Raw genomic sequence first — 13,785 nt, forward strand, 5'->3', positions numbered from 1 at the left:
TGGGCTGCGCTTATTGCGCCTGCCAACGGCCCTGACTATTCTCCTCGCAGGCCGGTTGCAGAAAGCGCGCATCGCTGGCCACGCCGTAATAGTGAATGTCCTGCCGGTACGGCATGTTTGACACCTGAGCGTCGCGGCAGATGCCGAAGGCGCCGTCCGGGCATTGCTCGACGAACTCCACCTCGACCTGCTGGCCCTTCAGCTCCGGCTGGCAGAAGCCGCTGCGAAACAGCTCGGTGGGTATGTTGCCATTGGCCTGGCAGAGCATTACCGCCACCCGATCGTCATGGCTGCGAATGACGCAGGCTTCAGCCATGGCTTGCGGCGCAACGCCAGCGCTGCACAGCAGGGTCAGCAAGATCGGTAATCGCATGTCGGCATCCTCCGGAAAACGGCGCCGACTTTAGCACGCGGCGACGCTGCCTCTTTCAGCGGCGTCGCAAAATGCGCACCATAGCCGCCATGCTCGAACAGATCCCCACTCATCTGGTCGGCGGCCCGCTGGGCGCCGGCAAGACCAGCCTGATCCACCAACTGCTGACGCAAAAGCCGGCCGACGAGCGCTGGGCGGTGCTGATCAACGAATTCGGCCAGATCGGCCTGGACGCTGCGCTGCTCGGTCCTGACACGGACGGCGTGACAATGGCGGAAATTCCGGGCGGCTGCCTGTGCTGTGTCAACGGTCTGCCCTTTCAGGTCGGCCTGGCGCGCCTGCTGCGCAAGGCCCGGCCGGATCGCCTGCTGATCGAACCGTCCGGACTGGGCCATCCAGCCGAACTGCTGTGCCAGCTGCGTCAACCACCCTGGCAGCGCGTGCTGGCGGTACAGCCCAGCGTACTGGTGCTCGATGCCGCCGCGCTGCATCGCGGTGAGACGCTGCCCGACAGCCAGCGGCAAGCCCTGCCCGATGCCGGCCTGTTGCTGCTGAACAAGAGCGAGGGGCTCGACGATCCAAGCCGCCAGGCGCTGGCCCGCCAGCTACCGGAGCGCCCGCTGTACTGGACGACCCACGGCCAGCTGCCAATCGATCGACTACCAGGCATCGGTGCACGCGCCAGCGAATCCGGGCAACCGATCAGCCTGCCGAATGGGGCGCCTGCGCTGAACCAGGTCTGGCTCGATACGGGCAAGGCGATCTGCCAGGTACAGGCGACACCACACGCCTGGAGCATCGGCTGGCGCTGGCACCCGAGCCAGCGGCTGGACCTCGACCGTATCGCGCAATGGCTGGCGCAATGGCCCTGGCAGCGCGCCAAGCTGGTGATCCACGGCGGCAACGGCTGGCAGTCGGCCAATGCCATCGAGGGTCAGACACTGGCGTTTCGCCCCAGCGAGTGGCGGCGCGACTCCCGACTCGAACTGATCTTCAGCGAACCGCAGGATCAGCTGGAACTGGAACGCGGTCTGCAGGCCTGCCGGATCGCCGATTGAGGCGCTCAGTCGCGCGAGCGACGCCAGTCATCGAGCTGGATCACGCGGCCCGGCTCGTCGGCCGGCCGGAACGGATGAGCCGCCAGCTCGATACGGCCGACCTGTGCCCCGAACATGACGATGCTGCCGGGATGGCGCTGCTCGCCGGTGACGGTGAACTCGAAGCCATAGATCCGCGCGAGCCTCCGGCGGCCGCGGGCATCCGGCAGCAGCGTCAGCTTGCGAAAGGCGACGTTGCCATCGAGCAGCTCGACATCCAGCTTGTCGCAATGCCGACGCACCGCCTGCAGGGCACGCTCGCGAATGCCATGGGAATGCCAGAGCCAGGCGCCTGCGGCGGCCAGCAACATGAACAGGAACAGATTACCCAGCGTCAGCATGGCGTGCGCGCGTGTGGCCAGCGGGCGCCCAGCTTAGCAGGTCGCCGCCCGGCTACCCTGTGGAGGCCGTCGAACATCCGTCAGCTTTCCAGCCAGACATCGCGCGCCCAGTGCCAGACCGATTCCCAGCTCTCCTCGGTCAGCTCGCCATCGTCGCCATCCCACAGGGTGACCTGCCCGTCCAGATCGACCACGTAATAGTCGCGTCCATCCTGGCAGATCGGGATGAGATCGCGCGGCACGCCGGCGTCCCATGCGTTGGCGGCGACTTCCGGCAGATAGGTATGCGACTGCGGGTCGGTAGCGGTGACCGGCTCCAGGCGTCCATAGATGACATCGCTGACCTGCAGGAGGAATTCGCGCAGGCCGAACGGCAGGTTGATCAGCAACTGCTCCTCGATCTCCACCAGCAGATCGTCGTCCGGCAGCTCCAGCGGCACCGGAACCGGCTCGTTGAGTTCGCGCAGCTGTTCGATGACCTCTTCCATCTCCACCTCCTGTCGTAATGCCCCAGCGCCAGGCTCCGTTTATACAGCCCGCCGGATTGGCGAGCCAGTTCTGTCGGGTTAAAGTGCCTGACCGAGCAATACGCTCTGCTATTTGCGTTTCCCACTGATTCAGCGCGATCAACCGATAGTCGCCGACATTAGGTAGCAACTTGCATTGGTGCCTGCCCGTCACCTCCGGTCCGGACGAGACCAGAACAAGGACACACACAATGAGCACTACCGAAGCCCAGGACCTGCTCGAGGCGATCGACCGATGTGCCGATGAGCCCATCCATATTCCGGGCAGCATCCAGCCGCACGGCTTCCTGCTGGTGGTCAGCGAGCCCGACTTGCGCATTCAGCAGGCCAGCGAGAACGTGCGCGACTGGCTGGACGTCGAGGCGCGTCAGCTGCTCGGGCAACCACTGTCGGCCCTGCTGCCGATCGAGCGTATCCAGGCCGGCCTGCCGGCGCTGCAGGATGGCGATCACAACCCGTTCCACCTGAGCGACGTACAGCTCACCCTGCCGGGCGCGGGTGACCTGCTCCTGGCGCTGATGGCGCACCGGCACCAGGGCCAGCTGATCCTCGAGTTCGAGCGCGCCGGCAACTCTGGCCAGGCCTACCAGGCGCTGTATCCGTTGATGCGCACCTTCGTGTCCCGCCTGCAGGAAGCCCGCGAACTCGAAGCGCTGTGTCAGCATGCGGTCGAAGAGGTCAAGCGCATCACCAGCTTCGGGCGCGTCAAGGCATACCGTTTCGATGCCGAAGACAACGGCCTGGTCCTGGCCGAAGTCGCCGACCCCGGCTACCCGTCCTATCTGGGCCTGTGCTTCCCGGCGGCGGACATTCCGCAGCAGGCCCGGCGCCTATACCGCGACAACCTGATTCGCGTGATCCAGGACGCCAACTACCAGCCGTCGCCCCTGGTGCCGACCCTGAACCCGATTTCCGGCACGCCACTGGACCTGAGTTTTTCCGCCTTGCGCAGCATCTCTCCGGTGCACCTGCAGTACATGCGCAACATGGGCACGCTGGCGTCGATGTCCATTTCCATCGTCATCCGCGACCGCCTGTGGGGATTGATCTCCTGCCACGATGCCCAGCCACGGCAGGTCAGCTACCAGACCCGTACCGCCTGCGAGCTGCTCGGCCGCATCCTTGCCCTGCAGATCCAGGCCAGGGAAACCGAGACCCTGGCGCAGCGCAAGCTGCAACTGCGTCAGCAGATCGTCCACCTGCTGTCGGCCATGGCCGACCGCGACAGCGTGGTGGAGGGCTTTCGCCAGGCGCCCGAGGTGGTGCTCGGCTTCGCCAAGGCCGAAGGCGCGGCCGTGATTTCCGCTGACAACTGCGAGACCGTTGGCGATGCGCCGGACAGCGAACTGATCATGCAGCTCGCCCACTGGCTGGGCCAACGGCATGACCAGCTGGTCTTCCAGAGCGACTGCATCAGCCGCGACATTCCGCACCTGCCCGCGCTGGCCGAGCATTGTGCCGGCGTCATGGCCATCTCCATTTCCCGGCTGCACGCCCATTATCTGATCTGGTTCCGCCGCGAGCAGGTCAAGACCGTGAACTGGGCCGGCCAGCCGGAGAAGCAGATCGATCGCATCAGCGGTGCGCTCAGCCCCCGCCACAGTTTCGAACGCTGGCAGGAGACGCTGCGCGGTTACTCGCATGCCTGGGATCAGGTCGAAATCGAAGGCGCGCTGGAGTTGCGCAACTCGGTGCTTGGCATCGTGCTGCGCAAGGCCGAGGAAATGGCCCAGCTGGCCGGCGAGCTGCGCGCCAGCAACAAGGAACTGGAGGCCTTCTCCTACAGCGTGTCCCACGACCTGCGGGCGCCACTGCGGCATATCGCCGGCTATACCGAACTGCTCGGAGAAATGGAAAGCAGCCAGCTCAGCGAGCGCGGCATGCGCTTTCTCGACAATATCGCCGACGCCGCACGTTTCGCCGGCACACTGGTCGACAACCTGCTAAGCTTCTCGCAGATGGGCCGCGCCGCCCTGCGCCTGTCGGACGTCGACCTCGGTGCGCTGGTCGCCTCGATTCGCGAGGAGCTGGCGCCGGACTGCGAGGGGCGACAGATCGAATGGCACCTGCTGCCGATGCCGATCGTCGTCGCCGATGCCGCCTTCATTCACATGGTGCTACGCAACCTCATCGACAACGCGGTGAAGTACAGCCGCACCCGCGACGTCGCGGTCATCGAGGTCGGCGCAGAACAGCGCTCGGGCGAGGTCGTGGTCTACGTGCGGGACAACGGCGTCGGCTTCGACATGCAGTATGCCGGCAAGCTGTTCGGCGTATTCCAGCGCCTGCATCGCATGGAAGAGTTCGAGGGCACCGGCATCGGCCTGGCCAGCGTGCGGCGCATCGTCGAGCGCCACGATGGACGCGTGTGGGCCGAGGGCCAGCTGGACAAGGGCGCCACCTTCTATTTCGCACTGCCTAAACTGACTTACAGATCGTCCCTCCTGGACCGAGACATCTGATGCTGAAACCGATACTGCTGGTGGAGGACAACCCCCACGACCTGGAACTGACGCTGATCGCCCTGGAGCGCAGCCAGCTGGCCAACGACGTGGTGGTGATGCGAGACGGCGCCGAGGCGCTGAGCTATCTGCAGCGCACCGGCGCCTACGCCGACCGCGCCGATGGAAACCCGGCCGTCCTGCTGCTGGACCTGAAACTGCCGAAGGTCGACGGACTGGAAGTGCTCAAGACCGTGCGCGAGACCACCGAGCTGCGCAGAATTCCGGTGGTCATGCTGACCTCCTCGAGGGAAGAGCCCGACCTGATGAAGGCTTACGAGCTCGGGGTGAACGCCTACGTGGTCAAACCGGTCGAATTCAACGATTTTGTCGCCGCAATCTCCGATCTCGGCATCTTCTGGGCCGTGCTCAACGAACCGCCGCCGGGTTCCCTGCGGCTCAAGCGTGCGCGCAACAAAGAAGAAAAGAACTCATAACGAAACGGTCCGCCTTGCCTGGCGGACCGTATCGACGATCCCTGCTCCCTCGACAGGACGGATATGCCAGCGTCAAAGAACATCAGTGTCCTGTTCATCGAGGACAGCCGGCATGATGCCGAACTGGCCCAGCTGGCGCTGGAGCGCAGCGGCTACACCTTGCAGACGGAGCTGGTCTACAACCACGCCGGGGTGGTCGAAGCGTTACAGCGACGCCGCTTCGATCTGATCCTGGCGGATTTCATCCTGCCCGGTTTCTCCGGCAGCCAGGCGCTGCAGGAGGCCCGAAGGCTCGCCCCGCAGACCCCCTTCATTTTCCTTTCCGGCGTATTCGGCGAAGAGCACGCGGTAAACATGATGCGCTCCGGCGCCGTCGACTACGTGCTAAAGCAGAACCTCGGCTTTCTGCCCAAGGCCGTGGAACGAGCGTTGGGCGAGGTCAACGAGCGCCGCCGGCGCCTGCAGGCCGAACAGGCGCTGCGCGAGGTGGAAGTGCGCGCGCGCCTGGCGATCGATGCCGCGCGGCTGGGCATGTGGGACTACGAGCCGCAGAGCGGCACCCTGATCTGGGACGAACGCTATCGCAGCATGCTCGGCCTGGATACGGAGGCGCCGGTGAGCATGGGGCTGTTCGAGCAACTCCTGCACCCCGAGGATCGCGAGCGGATTCACGACGAAGTGATCCGCGCCATCTCCGGCGAGGATGCCGGCGAGTTCTGTACCTGTTATCGCGTGGTGTTCGGCGACGGCAGCATTCGCTGGATGGAGACCCGCGGCCAGGCCTTCTTCGAGAGCGGTCAGTGCACGCGCTTCGTCGGTGTGGTCATGGACATCACCGAGCAGCAGCTGACTACCCAGAGTCTGCGACAGATCAACGAAACCCTGGGCGAGCGGGTCGAGGAGCGCACCCGCGAACGCGACCGGACCTGGGAGCTCTCCCGCGACCTGCTCGCCGTCACCGAGCTGGACATGCTGCCGGTGGCGCTCAATCCGTTCTGGGAGAACGCGCTCGGCTGGTCATACAGCGAACTGATGCAACGGCCTTTGACCCAGCTGGTGCATCCCGACGATCTGCAGGCGACGCTGGAAGAGAACGCCAATGTCGGCCGCGGCAAGGTCACCAACCGCTTCGTCAACCGCATGCGCCATCGCGACGGCAGCTACCGCTGGCTGTCGTGGTCGGCCGTGGCCGATGGCGGACGCATCTATTCGGCGGCGCGTGACATCACCAGCGAAATCGCCGCGGTGGACAAGCTGGCCGAGGCAAACCGCGAGCTGCGTGCGCAGATTCAGGAGCGCGAGCGGGTCGAAGCCACCCTGCAGCAGATGCAGCGCCTGGAAGCGGTGGGTCAGCTGACCGCCGGGGTCGCCCACGATTTCAACAACCTGCTCACCGTCATTCTCACCAGTGCCAGCCTCCTGAAGAACGATCTGGAGCAGGGTGCACCACTTGAACGCAGCCTGCGCCGATTGCAGTACATCCGCGAATCCGGCGAACGCGGCGCCACCCTCACCGGCCAGCTGCTTGCCTTCGCCCGCCGCCAGCAGCTGGCACCCACCGCCATCGATCTCAACGACACCCTGGTCAGCCTGCTCAGCCTGCTGAAGAGCACGCTCGGCGGCAGCGTCAGCATCGAGACCGATACCCAGGCGGACATCTGGCATGCGCTGGTCGACCCGACCCAGATCGAGATGATCATTCTCAACCTGGCGATCAACGCCCGCGATGCCATGGGCGACGGTGGCCGGCTGACGCTGGGTACGCGCAACGTGGTGGTCACCGAGCCGGCGCTGCGGGCTGAAGATCCGGCGCCGGGCGAGTACGTGGTGCTCTCGGTCACCGACACCGGTACCGGTATGAGCGAGGAAGTGCTGAGCAAGGCGTTCGAACCTTTCTTCACCACCAAGGAAGTTGGCAAGGGCTCCGGCCTCGGCCTGGCGCAGGTGTTCGGCTTCGCCAAGCAGTCCGGTGGCGGCGCGCGCATCGAAAGCCGTGTGGGGGTCGGCACCACCGTGAAGGTGTTCCTGCCACGCACCGCGGCGCCGGAGCAGCCGGAACAGGCCACGGCGCTGATTGCGGGCAGCCACGACGAGAACAGCCAGCACAGCATCCTGCTGGTGGACGATGACCACAGCGTGCGCGAGGTGACGGCGCAGATGCTGGAAAACCTCGGCTTCGCCGTCACCGAGGCGGAAAGCGGCGACCATGCGCTGCAGCTGCTCCGCGACGGAGCGGCGGTGGACCTGCTGCTGGCGGATTTCGCCATGCCGGGGATGAACGGCGGTGAACTGGCCCGCGCGGTGCGCGTTCGCCGCCCGCAGCTGCCGGTGGTTTTCGTCACCGGCTATGCCGAGCTCTGCGAGCTTGGCCTGGACGGCTATTCGATCATCCAGAAGCCGTTTCGCGAGGAACAGCTGGCCAACAAGATCCACCTCGCGCTGCGCGAAGGCAGCCTGGCCGATGGCTGAATTGCGCATGCGCCTGCGGCAGGCTACGGCGCCGCTGCACGATCGGGTCGACAGCGCCTTCTCGGGCTTCGATCTGCACGACCCGGACGATTACTGCCGCTTTCTGCGGGCCCACTATCGAGTGCTCTGCGCCGCAGAACGAGCCCTCGAGCAGGCTGCCATCGGCGATGTGCTGGACGACTGGCCCGCGCGGGTCCGGCGTCACGCCCTGGGCAAGGACCTCGCTCAACTCGGCTGTGCGTTGCCCTCGCCCGCACCGCTGGCAAAACCCACCGACAACGCCGCCTGCTGGGGCATCGCCTATGTGCTCGAAGGATCGCGTCTGGGCGGCCGGGTGCTGGCGCGACGCCTGCGTGAGGCGAATCCACAGGCTCCAACCCGCTACCTCGAACATGGCGATGTCGCCGTGCTCTGGCCAGGCTTTCTCGCCCGCCTCGAACGTGACGCCGCCCGTTGTGCCTGGGAACCGATGCTGGCGGCGGCAGAGACCACCTTCGCCCTGTTCGCCGAAGCCGCCACGCAGGAGCGGGCCTGCGAACCCGGTTAAGCAAAAAGGCCCCGCGGGGCCTTTCTACTTTCTACACACCTATCGCAGCCTGCTGGTGCCTTACTCCACGGTAACCGACTTGGCCAGGTTGCGCGGCTGGTCGACGTCGGTGCCGCGCAGCACGGCGACGTAGTACGACAGCAACTGCAGCGGCAGGGTGTAGAGAATCGGCGCCAGCGCATCGTGGATATGCGGCATGTTCACAAGGAAGATGCCCTCGCCGTTTTCGAAACCCGCCTCGCGATCAGCGAAGACGATCAGCTCGCCGCCACGGGCGCGCACTTCCTGCAGGTTGGACTTGAGCTTTTCCAGCAGTTCGTTGTTCGGCGCCACGGTCACCACCGGCATGTCGGCGTCGACCAATGCCAGCGGGCCGTGCTTGAGCTCACCGGCCGGATAGGCCTCGGCGTGGATGTAGGAGATCTCCTTGAGCTTGAGCGCGCCTTCCATCGCCACCGGATACTGCGCGCCGCGGCCGAGGAACAGCGTGTGGTGCTTCTCGGCGAAATGCTCGGCGATCTTCTCCACCGTGGCATCCATGGCCAGCGCCTCGCCCAGGCGCGTCGGCAGGCGCCGCAGCTCGTCGACCAGCTCCGCTTCGCGCGCCACGCTCAGTGTGCCGCGTACATGCCCCAGTGCCAGGGTCAGCAGCATCAGCCCGACCAGCTGAGTGGTGAAAGCCTTGGTCGAGGCGACGCCGATCTCCGGCCCGGCCTGGGTCAGCAGGGTCAGGTCCGACTCGCGCACCAGCGAGCTGATGCCAACGTTGCAGATGGCCAGGCTGGCCAGATAGCCGCCGTCTCCACTGGCCAGCTGCTTGGCATTGCGCAGGGCCGCCAGGGTGTCGGCCGTCTCGCCGGACTGGGAAATGGTGACGAACAGCGTGTCCGGCTGCACCACCACCTTGCGGTAGCGGAACTCGCTGGCGACCTCCACCTGGCAAGGGATACCGGCCAGCTCTTCCAGCCAGTAACGCGCCACCATGCCGGCGTGATAGCTGGTGCCGCAGGCGACGATCTGCACGTTGCGCACCTTGGCGAACAGCTCGCCGGCCTGCGGACCGAAGGCCTCCACCAGCACCTGGCGATCGCCCAGACGGCCTTCCAGGGTGCGCTGCACGACCTTGGGTTGCTCGTGGATTTCCTTGAGCATGAAGTGGCGATACTCGCCCTTGTCAGCCGCCTCGGCGCCTTCGTGATACTGCACGGCCTCGCGCTGCACCGGCTGGCCATTGACGTCCCAGACCTGCACGGCGTCGCGGCGAATCTCGGCGATATCGCCTTCTTCCAGATACATGAAACGGTCGGTCACCTGCCGCAACGCGAGCTGGTCGGATGCGAGGAAGTTCTCGCCGAGGCCCAGGCCGATCACCAGCGGGCTGCCGCTGCGCGCAGCGAGCAGGCGATCCGGTTGTTTGGCGCTGATCACTGCCAGGCCATAGGCGCCGTGCAGTTCCTTGACCGCTTCCTTCAGCGCGGCGGTCAGGTCGCCCAGCGCATCGAGCTTGTGGTGCAACAGGTGGACGATGACCTCGGTGTCGGTATCGGAGAGGAACACGTACCCCAGCGCCTTCAGCCGGGCGCGCAGTGCCTCGTGGTTCTCGATGATGCCGTTGTGCACCACCGCCAGGTCGTCACCGGAGAAATGCGGATGGGCGTTGCGCTCGCAGGGCGCGCCGTGGGTCGCCCAGCGGGTGTGGGCGATACCCAGGCGACCGACCAGCTGGGTCTGCTGCTGAGCCGTTTCCAGTTCGGCCACCTTGCCGTTGCGACGCAGCCGTTCGAGCCTTCCGCTGTCGCTCAGCACGGCGACACCGGCGCTGTCATAGCCACGGTATTCCAGGCGCTTGAGGCCTTCGAGAAGAATTGCGGTGATGTTGCGTTCGGCGACAGCGCCAACGATGCCACACATACTCAGGTCTCCGGATGGGGTTCGACGGCCACGCAGATCAGTTTGACGCCGCGGGCCAGGATGCTGGTGCGCGCCTCGTCGCTGAGGCGCTCATCGGTAATCAGGGTGTGTACGCTGCTCCAGGGCAGCTCGAGATTGGGGATGCGCCGGCCGATCTTGTCGGCCTCGGCGAGCACGATGACCTCCCGCGCGACATCGGCCATGACCCGGGATAACCCTAGCAGCTCGTTGAAGGTGGTGGTGCCACGCTCCAGATCGATGCCGTCGGCCCCGATGAACAGCTGATCGAAGTCGTAGGAACGCAGTACCTGTTCGGCCACCTGGCCCTGGAAGGACTCCGAATGCGGGTCCCAGGTGCCACCTGTCATCAAAAGTACAGGCTCGTGCTCCAGTTCGCGCAGGGCATTGACCACGTTCAGCGAGTTGGTCATTACCACCAGCCCGTGCTTGTGGCCGAGTTGGGGAATCATCGCCGCGGTAGTGGTGCCGCTGTCGATGATGATCCGCGCGTGCTCGCGGATGCAGCCGACCGCGGCACGGGCGATGGCCTGCTTGTAGGGCGAGACGGGCTGCACGCTGTCGCCGATCAGCTCCTGGGGCAGTGGCACCGCACCGCCGTAGCGACGCAGCAGCAGGCCGTTCTTTTCCAGAGCGGCGAGGTCCTTGCGGATCGTGACTTCCGAAGTTTCGAAGCGCCGCGACAGCTCGTCGACACTGACCTCGCCGCGCTCGTTGAGCAGGGCGAGGATGGCATGACGGCGTTGCGGTGTGTTGCGCTTCGACATTGCTATGTTTCGATTCGAAAGTTAATGGTGCGAATCAAAACATATGCATTCGCTGCCTGCAAGCGTGGCATCGGCCGAAGCGAAAAGCGGTGCGTCCGCTCAGTTGAGCGTGAGCTTGACGCCGAAGCCGACCAGGAACAGCCCGGCGAGCTTCTCCAGCCCGCGCGCGATTCGCGGATTGGCCCGCATGCGCTCGGCGAGACGATGGGTCAGCAGGACCACCAGCAAGCCGTAAAGAAAGGTCAGCAGCATGATGGTGACCGCCATGAAGGCGAAGGTGACCAACCCCTGATGGCGCTGGGGATCGATGAACAGCGGGAAGAATGCCATGTAGAAGACGATGGCCTTGGGATTGAACAGGGTGATCACCAGCGTCTGCCAGAGGTACTGGCGCGGCCGGATGGTCAGCGTCGGTGCGGCGCCCGGCTTGGCCAGCAGCATGCGCGCACCGAGCCAGATCAGGTAGGCGGCTCCCAGCAACTGCACCAGATGGAAAGCCGTCGGATAGGCCTTGAGCAACGCGGCAACACCGGCGACCGCAAGCCACATCAATACCTGGTCGCCGAAGATGATGCCGAAGGTGGAGGCCAGCCCGCCGCGAACGCCACCCTTGCCGGTCGAGAGGATCAGCGCGAGATTGCCCGGCCCGGGAATGGCGAGAAGGATGATGAAGGCCACCACGAAAGCGCCGTAGTCGGTCACACCGAACATTCCATTCCCCTTCTGCCGAACCACTGCGGGGCGTCACAAGCCCTTTGCGTGGCCGCGGCGAATCCGACAGCCGGCTCGCCGGGCCGGCCCTGTTTCACTTCTTGGTCGGCCGTTGCCAGCCATCAATATTGCGCTGGCGCCCGCGGCCGAGCGCGAGGGTATGCGCCGGCACGTCGTCGGTAATGGTCGAGCCTGCACCGGTAGTCGCGCCGTCGCCCAGATTCAGCGGTGCCACCAGCGAGCTGTTGGAGCCGATGAAGACGTCCTCGCCCATCACCGTGCGGAACTTGTTGGCACCGTCGTAATTGCAGGTGATGGTGCCGGCGCCGATGTTGCTCCGCGCGCCGATCTCGGCGTCACCCAGATAACTCAGGTGGCCGGCCTTGGCGCCATCGCCGAGGCTCGCATTCTTCATCTCGACGAAGTTGCCCACATGCGCCTTGGCGCCCAGCAGACTGCCGGGTCGCAGCCGGGCAAAAGGCCCGCAATCGGCACCCTCGCCCATCACGGCCCCTTCGAGATGGGAGTTGGCCTTGACGACCGCGCCACGGCGCAGGGTACTGTCCTTGATCACACAGTTAGGGCCGATCTGCACATCATCCTCGATAACCACCCTGCCCTCGAGCACCACGTTGACGTCGATCAGCACGTCACGGCCCACGCTGACCTCGCCACGCAGATCGAAGCGCGCCGGGTCGCGCAGCGTCACGCCCTGCGCCATCAGGCGGCGCGCGGCACGCAGCTGGTAGTGACGTTCCAGCTCGGCGAGCTGGATGCGGTCGTTGGCGCCCTGCACTTCCATGGCATCCGCCGGCTGCTCGGTAGCCACCCGCAGGCCATCGGCAACGGCCATGGCAATCACGTCGGTCAGGTAGTACTCACCCTGAGCATTGCTGTTCGACAGACGCCCCAGCCATTCGCCGATGCGGCTGCCGGGCACGGCAAGGATGCCGGTATTGCCTTCGCGGATGGCGCGCTGGTCGGCGCTGGCATCCTTGTGCTCGACGATCGCCTGCACCTCGCCACGCCCGTCACGGACGATCCGGCCGTAGCCGGTCGGGTCGTCCAGCGTCACCGTCAGCAGTGCCAGCTGCTCGGGCCCGACCTTTTGCAGCAGACGCTGCAGGGTCTCGGCTTCGATCAGCGGCACATCGCCATAGAGAATCAGCACGCGCTCGGCCGAGAGGTGCGGCAGCGCTTGCGCCACTGCATGACCGGTGCCCAGTTGCTCGGCCTGTACGACGAAATTGAGATCATCACCGGCCAGGCGCTGGCGCACCTGCTCGGCGCCGTGGCCGATCACTACCTGGATGCTGCGCGGCTGCAGCGCGCGCGCAGTGGCGATGACGTGGCCAAGCATGGATTGGCCGGCGACCGGATGCAGCACCTTGGGCAGCGCCGAACGCATGCGGGTGCCCTGTCCGGCGGCGAGAATGACGATATCGAGGGACATGAAGCGATTCCTGAACGGGATCGGTGCGACCGCGCTTCGCCCGTTGCGAGCGGTACAAGGCGTCTTTACCGACGAATGACAGAAAAAGAAAAAGGGTAGCCAAGGCTACCCTTTTACTCGTGCGCGATGAAGTCGCTAGCCGATCAGTGCCGGCCGTACTTCTTGCGCATCTGCTCGATGGTACGCAGCTGAGCTGCGGCCTCGGCCAGACGTGCGGCCGCGGAACCGTAGTCGAAATCCGCGCCCTTCTCGTGCAGGGCCTTCTCGGCAGCCTTGACGGCGGCCTGAGCAGCAGCCTCGTCGATGTCCTTGGCGCGCGTAGCGGTATCGGCGAGGACCTTCACCATGTTCGGCTGAACTTCGATGAAGCCGCCGGAGATGTAGAAGATCTCTTCCTCGCCACCCTGCTTGATCACCCGCACCGGACCGGGCTTGAGATCGGTCAGCAGCGGCGCGTGACCCGGCAGGACGCCGATGTCACCAAGGTTTCCGTGGGCGATGACCATTTCCACCAGCCCCGAGAACAGCTCTTCTTCCGCACTGACGATGTCGCAATGGACTGTCATAGCCATGTTCATGCCTCGGTAATCAGCCCGACCAGCAGCGGCCGGTCAGGCTGGATTGGCGCCCGCA

The 13,785-nt window shown here is 65.4% G+C and carries 13 protein-coding genes; 5 read left to right on the forward strand and 8 right to left on the reverse strand.

The features are described 5' to 3' along the window. Window positions 1-10 precede the first annotated feature (10 nt). Window positions 11-373, reverse strand: a complete 363-nt coding sequence (locus tag VF716_RS08820) for an NADH:ubiquinone oxidoreductase (RefSeq protein ID WP_108242476.1) — start codon at window positions 371-373, stop codon at window positions 11-13. A gap of 71 nt (window positions 374-444) precedes the next feature. Between VF716_RS08820 and VF716_RS08825 the strand changes: the two genes are divergently transcribed. Then, window positions 445-1,431, forward strand: coding sequence for a CobW family GTP-binding protein (locus VF716_RS08825; protein ID WP_108242477.1), 987 nt, complete (start codon window positions 445-447; stop codon window positions 1,429-1,431). A gap of 5 nt (window positions 1,432-1,436) precedes the next feature. On the opposite strand, the gene VF716_RS08830 is transcribed toward VF716_RS08825, so the two are convergent. Continuing rightward, window positions 1,437-1,811: a DUF3301 domain-containing protein gene (locus VF716_RS08830; RefSeq protein ID WP_011915181.1), complete on the reverse strand. Its 375-nt coding sequence runs from the start codon at window positions 1,809-1,811 to the stop codon at window positions 1,437-1,439. Between the two features lie 80 nt (window positions 1,812-1,891). Next, the gene (locus tag VF716_RS08835; protein ID WP_003291809.1) at window positions 1,892-2,299 is read right to left on the reverse strand and encodes an SMI1/KNR4 family protein; all 408 of its coding nucleotides are present in this window, start codon (window positions 2,297-2,299) and stop codon (window positions 1,892-1,894) included. Window positions 2,300-2,529: 230 nt separating this feature from the next. Between VF716_RS08835 and VF716_RS08840 the strand changes: the two genes are divergently transcribed. The 4 genes from VF716_RS08840 (at window position 2,530) to VF716_RS08855 (ending at window position 8,292) form a co-directional block, all read left to right on the forward strand. Beyond that, on the forward strand, window positions 2,530-4,800 hold the full coding sequence (locus VF716_RS08840) for an ATP-binding protein (protein ID WP_108242478.1): 2,271 nt from the start codon (window positions 2,530-2,532) through the stop codon (window positions 4,798-4,800). Further along, window positions 4,800-5,276 (forward strand): response regulator, encoded by a 477-nt coding sequence (locus tag VF716_RS08845; protein ID WP_108242479.1) that lies wholly within the window; start codon window positions 4,800-4,802, stop codon window positions 5,274-5,276. The genes VF716_RS08840 and VF716_RS08845 overlap by 1 nt, the downstream gene beginning before the upstream one ends. A 63-nt stretch (window positions 5,277-5,339) precedes the next feature. Beyond that, the gene (locus VF716_RS08850; RefSeq protein ID WP_108242480.1) at window positions 5,340-7,745 is read left to right on the forward strand and encodes a response regulator; all 2,406 of its coding nucleotides are present in this window, start codon (window positions 5,340-5,342) and stop codon (window positions 7,743-7,745) included. Further along, window positions 7,738-8,292, forward strand: coding sequence for a biliverdin-producing heme oxygenase (locus tag VF716_RS08855; RefSeq protein ID WP_125876597.1), 555 nt, complete (start codon window positions 7,738-7,740; stop codon window positions 8,290-8,292). Before VF716_RS08850 ends, VF716_RS08855 begins: the two co-directional genes overlap by 8 nt. Window positions 8,293-8,352: 60 nt before the next feature. On the opposite strand, the gene glmS is transcribed toward VF716_RS08855, so the two are convergent. From glmS to VF716_RS08880, 5 genes are all read right to left on the reverse strand, one after another. Next, window positions 8,353-10,203, reverse strand: coding sequence for a glutamine--fructose-6-phosphate transaminase (isomerizing) (gene glmS, locus VF716_RS08860; protein ID WP_011915186.1), 1,851 nt, complete (start codon window positions 10,201-10,203; stop codon window positions 8,353-8,355). Window positions 10,204-10,205: 2 nt separating this feature from the next. Then, on the reverse strand, window positions 10,206-10,988 hold the full coding sequence (locus VF716_RS08865) for a DeoR/GlpR family DNA-binding transcription regulator (RefSeq protein ID WP_011915187.1): 783 nt from the start codon (window positions 10,986-10,988) through the stop codon (window positions 10,206-10,208). A gap of 99 nt (window positions 10,989-11,087) precedes the next feature. Further along, window positions 11,088-11,699: a LysE family transporter gene (locus tag VF716_RS08870; RefSeq protein WP_011915188.1), complete on the reverse strand. Its 612-nt coding sequence runs from the start codon at window positions 11,697-11,699 to the stop codon at window positions 11,088-11,090. 94 nt (window positions 11,700-11,793) lie between these two features. Continuing rightward, window positions 11,794-13,152 carry a bifunctional UDP-N-acetylglucosamine diphosphorylase/glucosamine-1-phosphate N-acetyltransferase GlmU gene (gene glmU, locus VF716_RS08875; RefSeq protein WP_011915189.1) on the reverse strand — a complete coding sequence of 453 codons (1,359 nt, stop codon included), beginning with the start codon at window positions 13,150-13,152 and terminating at the stop codon, window positions 11,794-11,796. A gap of 143 nt (window positions 13,153-13,295) precedes the next feature. Then, complete coding sequence (locus VF716_RS08880; protein ID WP_020308359.1) at window positions 13,296-13,724, reverse strand: F0F1 ATP synthase subunit epsilon; 429 nt, start codon at window positions 13,722-13,724, stop codon at window positions 13,296-13,298. Window positions 13,725-13,785 lie beyond the last annotated feature (61 nt).

Origin of the sequence: Stutzerimonas sp. Brlt_14 (assembly GCF_051948915.1) — a bacterium.
Taxonomy (GTDB): Bacteria; Pseudomonadota; Gammaproteobacteria; order Pseudomonadales; family Pseudomonadaceae; genus Stutzerimonas; species Stutzerimonas stutzeri.

Excerpts from the sequence above, each read along its gene's own strand:
- VF716_RS08820 (WP_108242476.1), bottom strand. The coding sequence starts at position 373 with ATGCGATTACCGATCTTGCTGACCCTGCTGTGCAGCGCTGGCGTTGCG.
- glmU (WP_011915189.1), bottom strand. The coding sequence starts at position 13,152 with ATGTCCCTCGATATCGTCATTCTCGCCGCCGGACAGGGCACCCGCATG.
- VF716_RS08870 (WP_011915188.1), bottom strand. The coding sequence starts at position 11,699 with ATGTTCGGTGTGACCGACTACGGCGCTTTCGTGGTGGCCTTCATCATC.
- VF716_RS08865 (WP_011915187.1), bottom strand. The coding sequence starts at position 10,988 with ATGTCGAAGCGCAACACACCGCAACGCCGTCATGCCATCCTCGCCCTG.
- VF716_RS08830 (WP_011915181.1), bottom strand. The coding sequence starts at position 1,811 with ATGCTGACGCTGGGTAATCTGTTCCTGTTCATGTTGCTGGCCGCCGCA.
- VF716_RS08835 (WP_003291809.1), bottom strand. The coding sequence starts at position 2,299 with ATGGAAGAGGTCATCGAACAGCTGCGCGAACTCAACGAGCCGGTTCCG.
- VF716_RS08880 (WP_020308359.1), bottom strand. The coding sequence starts at position 13,724 with ATGGCTATGACAGTCCATTGCGACATCGTCAGTGCGGAAGAAGAGCTG.
- VF716_RS08850 (WP_108242480.1), top strand. The coding sequence starts at position 5,340 with ATGCCAGCGTCAAAGAACATCAGTGTCCTGTTCATCGAGGACAGCCGG.
- glmS (WP_011915186.1), bottom strand. The coding sequence starts at position 10,203 with ATGTGTGGCATCGTTGGCGCTGTCGCCGAACGCAACATCACCGCAATT.
- VF716_RS08845 (WP_108242479.1), top strand. The coding sequence starts at position 4,800 with ATGCTGAAACCGATACTGCTGGTGGAGGACAACCCCCACGACCTGGAA.
- VF716_RS08840 (WP_108242478.1), top strand. The coding sequence starts at position 2,530 with ATGAGCACTACCGAAGCCCAGGACCTGCTCGAGGCGATCGACCGATGT.
- VF716_RS08825 (WP_108242477.1), top strand. The coding sequence starts at position 445 with ATGCGCACCATAGCCGCCATGCTCGAACAGATCCCCACTCATCTGGTC.
- VF716_RS08855 (WP_125876597.1), top strand. The coding sequence starts at position 7,738 with ATGGCTGAATTGCGCATGCGCCTGCGGCAGGCTACGGCGCCGCTGCAC.